This is a genomic window from Photobacterium halotolerans DSM 18316 (assembly GCF_000425165.1).
GTDB lineage: Bacteria > Pseudomonadota > Gammaproteobacteria > Enterobacterales > Vibrionaceae > Photobacterium > Photobacterium halotolerans.
This window is the reverse complement of sequence record NZ_AULG01000044.1, coordinates 1-2417: the sequence shown is the minus strand read 5'-3', so window position 1 is coordinate 2417 and position 2417 is coordinate 1. Positions and strand designations below refer to the sequence as shown.

Below are 2417 nucleotides of genomic sequence, written 5' to 3'. Positions count from 1 at the left end.
CCTTTTCACGGGCCGTGCCTGCAGCTGACGCAAGCATTGCGTTGCCTATGCGGTCAAATGCCTGCGGGAGTGTTAGGCCAGAGAAGTCCGCGTCGGTAAGCCCCAATGAAGATAATCCATACTGGTTCATCTGCAGAGGCAGCGCCCCTATGTCGCCAGTCGTCGGTTTATTTAACGGGCTGTATACTTCTACACCGTTTGAATAAACCTTGCCTCCTGCTGTGTCTATGCTCTTATCCGCAGCAGAAACATTCATGACTATAGTGTCACGGCCAAGCGCCGTTGCAGGCACCCAGCTATCAACAAAGCCTATGTTATTGGCAACTTCATATTCGATGTTATTGGCAGTGGCTTTTATTAGGACATACATATCAGCATAAGGATCGCCGTCCTTGTACTCGACCGCAATCTCAGTAATACCTGCGGTTAAATAGTGCGAGCAGCCCAATAAGGTTATCTTGGGGTTTTTATTGAATACTGTGGTGACAGTAAAATTAACGGTTGTGTGTATACCACTTTTTTCAGCCTTTACGGTGAATAAAGCGCTTCCCCAATTTCCCCCAGGTGATATAGCAATACGGTGCCATTCAGATACACCCGATGAAGGACTACGAAGGTTTCTGAACCCTTTAGCAGCGCCGACATCAGTGGCTGTGGGTTTATTGCCTGCGTGGTAGACGGCGTTGCCTTTGTAGGTGAATGAATTGGCATTGACTGTGAGACTGTTAGCCAAGGACCAAGGTGTCGTACCCCAACCGAGGAACGATGAGGTTGCTACCCCGTCCATTGATAGGATGCCAGCACCGCCGACTATCGTGGTCTTGTCTGGCGCATAACACAGAAGGCCGGTTGCGCTTGATCCTATTGATGATGCCGATGTCCGCCATGACGCACCTTGTTTTGTCCATACGTCACCCAGGAACGTACCCGCACCGATATCAGACGCCGTAGGCTTGAATCCTTGATGATAGATGCGCTTGCTTGAACCAATACGCCAGTCATCTGCTCCATACCAGCGAAGCGCCTCAGTCCAGAGTATCGTGCTGTCTGCCCCGATAGGGGCCATTTCAGCGTAGGTGGCGTTGGTAGAGGTTAACTTGAACCCCCGTCGGCCACTCGACCACGATTGCAGATCTACAGCACTTACAGCCCCTGTAAACACACCATAATTGGATGTCATGATGCGCTGATTGCCTATATAGCCTTGCACTTGAGTGGGGTCGGGGCTGGCTATAAGTCTTAGCAGGTCTATAGTATCTTCATTCCCTGTGGCCAGTCGGTATGTACTACTTTGAACTGTCTCATGGAATATGGTGTCGCCGGTCCCGCCGCGCAGGCGTCGCGTGTAGTTCTTGCCACCCCCCGCGCCATTACTCAGATCACTATAAGAGTGGGAAGATTGAGCCACATCAGCAACCTCAGTGGCATGGTGTTGTGTGAGCTTACCGGCAGTGTTAACGGCAAAGCGGGCATCGTAATCTGCTGTACTGCCAGGCAGGTGGAAGTCCACATAACGGGCAATTTCCATACATCCGTTCGCTAGAATGTAAGGGATTTTGCTTATCGACGCTTCATACGTACTGCCTGTTTTGTTAACTGTTGTTTCATCTACAGCCCCTAGTTCTGCCGGTGTGGGTTTGTAATTTTCTGAGTAGTATTTATTGCCGCCTCCATCCTGCATTGCGGGGATGGTGATGTATGGCGCTAAGGTGTCGTAAATTTCCTGATTTTTGATGCCGTTGTTTGCCGACACTGGATCAGCTAGGTGCTCATACTCAATCGCAACTAATTGCTGAGTTCGATCAAAGCCATTTGCTGCCGCTTCGTTCGATATATGACGACGACCAGTAAATGCAATCCGAGCATCTTGATTGTTTCCATTGAAAGGCGCGTACAAGCCGATCCACTTTTTGCCTTGAATATCAAACGTGCATAGCCGCCAGCCCCACCCGTCGTGATACTGCGCAGTCATCCACGCCTTTACGACCTGGTTGTAAGACTGGTAAGCAACCAGATCAACTTCTTCAACACGGCTTGATGATGAGGCTCCCCCGCGATGGAAAACCAACTTTCCTTCTATATACGATTTGTTACTGTTTTTTCCTTCCACAAGGTACGGGACCAGCGGGATCACCACTTTCCCATAATGGAAACTGAAATAACGGACTTCGGCTTTGTGGAATGATTTAGCATCTTCAAAGTCCTCACCCATCTCGACAGCATGGTTAGCTTCTGGGTGGTAATTGTCATCGTAGATACGTTTCCAACCGGTGAACACCCCATCATTCAGCTGTGCATGGCCCATTGCCGCCCCGTCGAAGGACATGCCGAGCATACCTTTATACCCAGCCAGATTGCCGTGCGCGGCTTGAAAGTAATAAGCCCAATCATGAGTTCCCCAAGGCAGTGTGTTAGAT

1 protein-coding gene is annotated in these 2417 nt (G+C 49.9%); it reads right to left on the bottom strand.

The window, feature by feature from the left end; all coding sequences use genetic code 11:
* Positions 1 to 2417, bottom strand: a 2417-nt coding sequence (locus tag H511_RS24795; RefSeq protein ID WP_036759340.1) for a hypothetical protein, incomplete at both ends; no start/stop codon positions are given.